The organism is Ensifer sp. SSB1 (genome assembly GCF_016652895.1).
GTDB lineage: Bacteria > Pseudomonadota > Alphaproteobacteria > Rhizobiales > Rhizobiaceae > Ensifer.
This window is the reverse complement of sequence record NZ_JAEPRP010000305.1, coordinates 1-4,341: the sequence shown is the minus strand read 5'-3', so window position 1 is coordinate 4,341 and position 4,341 is coordinate 1. Positions and strand designations below refer to the sequence as shown.

The following is a 4,341-nucleotide window of genomic DNA, read 5'->3' as shown; positions in this document are numbered from 1 at the left end:
GCCGTGGACGGTGTGGACATCGCGTCGGCCTTCACCATCACCCATCCAGGCGAGGCGATCGGCATGGTCAACCGGGCGCGCGACCTTGGCCTGCCTTTCGCACTCTCATTCACGGTTGAGACCGACGGGCGGTTGCCGACCGGGCAGGACCTCGATTCAGCGCTAAGCGAGGTCGAGGCCGCAACCGGCGGCTACGTTCGTTACTACGGGATCAACTGCGCCCATCCCGAGCATTTCGGCGCGCAGCTGCCATCGCGCTGGCTGAACCGGATTGGCATGGTCCGGCCAAACGCCTCGCGTCGCAGCCATGCCGAACTGGACGAAGCCACCGAGCTCGATGACGGCGACCCGCAGGAGTTCGGCGCGCTTTGCGCCGACATGGCACGGCGGCTCCCCAAGCTGCGCGTCGTCGGCGGATGCTGCGGCTCGGACATGCGGCACATCAAGGCTCTAATCGCGGCGGGCGTCTGAGCGCCGGGTGAGGGATTGAAGAGAAAACGGGCCCGCTTGTGCTCCACAGCGAGATCGACATGGGAGCGCTGAGGTGTGAGAAAATCCAGAACCTCTCTGCGAGCGCTATTTCTCCGAGGTGTTCGAGACCCATGGTCCGACCGGCAACACTTTCTCGTTGGTGTCGCTCATCTCGACCGGCCTCGGCATCGGCTTTGTGCCGGAATGGACAAAGGATTTGCCGAACCGCAACTTCGTGCTTTGTCCTGCAGGGCGTCGATCCGGTCGCTGGCACGGTGGGGGTGCAGTCATCAGGCACAATGAACGGGCCGAGGACCTGAAACGATCATTTACGCTACATCCGTTTTAGCGCGATGGTTCCTGAACAGCCGCGGCCTGCACCAGTCCCCTTGAACCTGCCGGCCCCTTTGTCTCCTTTTATCATTCCCGTCAGAGTGTTGCCTCCTTTCCTCCCTTTATGGACGAAGGTGGTGGCAATATTGACGGACCCGTTGCTGGAGATGCTTCCTGAGAAGCCCGAGCTGGACGATACTACGCCGTTTCGTACGAAAAGGAGTGTTGAGAGTTCGCGCCAGTCGCCGCAGTCTGTCTTTGCGTACCGTGTTAAGTACCATGCGCCATCGTAAGCACTCAGACCGGACTCCACACAACGGTTTTCGCGGACCTCCATACCTTTGCCGCAGATGAGTGGGCAGACACGGTTGCCGATCGCTTTCAACTCGTTCAGAAGCTCTTCGGTGGGGGCGAGCGAAGCCAGCTTGAGCCCCTTGCGCTCAGCATAGGCCTGCAGGGCCTCCCGACTGCTCTCACCCCACTTGCCGTCGATCTGGCTGAGGCACCCAATCCGCGCCAATTGACTTTGGGTGGCAAGCGTGAGGTCGGCGGTGGTCATGTGCCCGGCGGACGAACCTGATGCTTTGGCCATTGGGTTGGCGTGTTCCAGCACAGCGACGTCGGTTTGGCCGGCGTCGTCTTCCGGGTTTACGGCGCGTTTCGAATCCCTTTTCCCCTGTTCCGCCGTCTGCCTTTCGCGCTCCGCGATTGCTGCGATCTTCAACCTCGCAAGCGTCCCGAACGCTCCATTTGGATATTCCTGGAGGTACGCTTCAAAGAAGCTGCTTGCGGTCAAATCCTTGATGGAATTCCAGTAGGCAAGCTCCACGGTTCTGTCCGTAGCGTCCGTCGTCGCCGGGCTCGTGGTCGCGACCGGAACTGGCGATGGATTGAGGACGACGGGGCCTGTCAGGGATGAGCTGTCCCAGGGAACCTGTTTGCCATCAGTGGCCTGCAGAACGGTGCGACGCACTGCAATCAGGTCGTCGGTTATGCTTTGCCCGGGGGTGCCGAGGTGTTTCAGCAAGGCCGTCGTGAACGGGGAGTTCCTGCCGGCTCCGTCAAGGGCAACGTTTCCGGGCTGGGTTGCGAACGCAATCAGCGAACCCACGCCCGTATCGAGTTTCGCCAACCCCCGGCCGACGACCGTGGATCGGGTTCCCATGGAACGGGCCAATGTCGCTGCAAGTGGATTGTCGCGGCATGCGTCCAGGAAGACCAAGTTGACCTTGGCATTGCGCTCCATAGCGGACAGCACAAGCTCGACCGGCAACGCTTCAAAATCCAAATCGTTGTTTGAGCGAAGCTGCGCGTCGACCGGGATCATGTAGTTGCCGCCGTTTACCTGAAGCCCGTGACCGGCATAGAAAAAGAGCGCCACATCGGCGCCCTCGACTTTGCCGACGAACTCGCGGATCGACTGACGCAATCCCGTCAGGTCGAGGTCGCGGCCCGTGACCACCACGAACCCCAGTCCTGTCAATTTCGACGCCATGTCGCTGGCGTCATTCTGGGGATTGGTAAGCTGCGGCGCATGCTGATAGGCCGAGTTTCCAATGACCAGCGCGACGCGCTTTTCGGCCCACGCGTAAGAGCTTAGGAAAATAAGCGAAAGCACAACGGCCGCACGACGGTAGCGCATGGGAGCGAGCCCGTATTACCGCCACTTTGGTGTGCGCTGCGCGTTGTTCAGGAGTTCGCGGGCTGTTGCGAACATTCCAAACAGCCTTGTGAGGCGGCGTTCCTCCTCCATACAAAGGCGGTGCCTTTTGCAGAAATCATGGACGGACCAGACCTTCGTGGCAGCGTCGGTTTCGAGCTTTTCGGCTTCCAAGCGTTCCATACTTGCCTCCTCCCTGCATACCTTCATTCTACTAAAGTCTAATGCAGTTGAAAATAAACTGAAGCGTAGCCCGATCCGGTTAGAACCCGTTACTGGCCTCCCACCCTGTCAACCGAGCAGGCGATTTCGTGCGCCAAGACGCCGGCTGTTGAGGACAAGGTTGAGCAGCCGATCTGGGAAAGTGTTACCTTCCTGTCGTAATATAAGAGGTTTCATCTTTATCGTGATGAGTAGGAGCCAAGACCCTGTTGATCTGGTGAAGACAACGGAGTTTGCCGACCCACTGCAACTCGCCATCGCCTATTTGCGTATTGGCCATCCAGATTTTATCGCGTTCGAGATGGTCGAGGCCGTCCGAGAGACGCGTTCAATCAAACGCTCCTAACCTATGAAACTCAGCCACTCGCGGATTGGGAGGCCTGCGGCCGCGCGCCAGCCTGCGAGCAGCAACGAACCGGGCAGTACGATCACTGGCTCGATGTCGCCGTGAGCACTGGAAGCGCGGAGCACATTTGGCCTTAATATTTAAGCGTTGACTAATGCAGTTCGGCCGCCTTGTGGTATCCTGCGGCAAGGACACCGTTGGGGGGCTACGCGATGTTTCGCGTCCTGGTGCTGATCCTTGCTCTCGTCGCATATCCGTTGCGGGCCGCCGCAGCGTCTCCGGACGTCGATTTGGAACTCGTGCTAGCGGTCGACACATCGGGCTCGATGGACATGGGGGAGGCGCGCGTGCAACGCCTCGGCTATCTGGAAGCACTCCGACACCCGGACTTCATCAACGCCGTCAAAAGCGGTTATCTTGGACGCATTGCCATCGGCTATTTTGAATGGGCCGGGCAGGTGAATGAATCGTCGGTCGTCGCCTGGCAGGTAATCGAAGACGCCAAGGACGCCGAAGCCTTCGCCGCCAAGCTTGAAGCCCGCCCGATCGGCACGCGACACGGCACCTCGATCTCGAGCGCAATCCTCTTCGGCACGAAATGGATCGAAACCAACGCTTATTTCGCAGGGCGCCGCATCCTCGACCTTTCCGGTGACGGGCACAACAACACGGGACTGCCGATCGCACTCGCCCGCGATGAGGCCCTGGCGGGCGGGATCGTGATCAATGGCTTGGTTATACTCATCAGGCCCACCAATTCCACCGTTCCGCTCGACCAATATTACGCGGATTGTGTCATCGGCGGCCCCGGCTCGTTCATGGTTCCCGTGCACAAGGCGGAGGACTTTGCGAACGCAATCCGCCGGAAGCTGCTGCTCGAAGTGAGCGGGCTAACGCCTGGCTGGACTCCCCAGCCAGCCGCCGTGACACCGCCAGTCGATTGTTTGATCGGCGAGAAGTATCCGGGCTCTGTTGAACCGGCATTCCGGAACCTGTTCATACAGCATTGAGGGAATTGGCAGCTCTGAAAACATTACCTACGCCGGGAGCGACGTCACCACTCACTACATTGACGGGAAACCTGGTTCCCCTAGTCTACTGAACCAGATCATTCCTAGTTATTTGCTCCGTGTCGTTGGCGCTGGGACTATAGTTCTCGCACTTCTCGTCTGGCTAATGGCGTAAGAAGCCAGAAAAAAGGGGACTCGAGGTAGGTAAAGGCGAACGTCGTTGGATGCTTTAGGCGCGGTCGTCCTGATCGCAGGTTTGCTCTGGCTGACCAGGAAACCCTTGGCTGAGAGCGTCCTGC

At 59.5% G+C, this 4,341-nt stretch carries 4 protein-coding genes and 1 pseudogene; 3 read left to right on the top strand and 2 right to left on the bottom strand.

Features of this window, described 5'->3' with window-relative positions:
* Both I8N66_RS36280 and I8N66_RS36275 read left to right on the top strand, forming a co-directional pair.
* Positions 1-471 (top strand): homocysteine S-methyltransferase family protein (locus tag I8N66_RS36280; RefSeq protein ID WP_291165163.1); only part of this gene is annotated, 471 nt, incomplete at its 5' end.
* Positions 472-518: 47 nt separating this feature from the next.
* Positions 519-712, top strand: a pseudogene (locus I8N66_RS36275) (LysR family transcriptional regulator); the annotation flags it as partial.
* A 93-nt stretch (positions 713-805) separates the two neighbouring features.
* On the opposite strand, the gene I8N66_RS36270 reads toward I8N66_RS36275, so the two are convergent.
* On the bottom strand, positions 806-2,446 hold the full coding sequence (locus I8N66_RS36270; RefSeq protein WP_291165160.1) for a caspase domain-containing protein: 1,641 nt from the start codon (positions 2,444-2,446) through the stop codon (positions 806-808).
* A gap of 15 nt (positions 2,447-2,461) precedes the next feature.
* Positions 2,462-2,647 (bottom strand): hypothetical protein, encoded by a 186-nt coding sequence (locus tag I8N66_RS36265; protein ID WP_291165158.1) that lies wholly within the window; start codon positions 2,645-2,647, stop codon positions 2,462-2,464.
* Positions 2,648-3,244: 597 nt separating this feature from the next.
* Between I8N66_RS36265 and I8N66_RS36260 the strand changes: the two genes are divergently transcribed.
* The gene (locus tag I8N66_RS36260) at positions 3,245-4,042 is read left to right on the top strand and encodes a DUF1194 domain-containing protein (RefSeq protein ID WP_291165155.1); all 798 of its coding nucleotides are present in this window, start codon (positions 3,245-3,247) and stop codon (positions 4,040-4,042) included.
* The last annotated feature ends 299 nt before the right edge of the window (positions 4,043-4,341 follow it).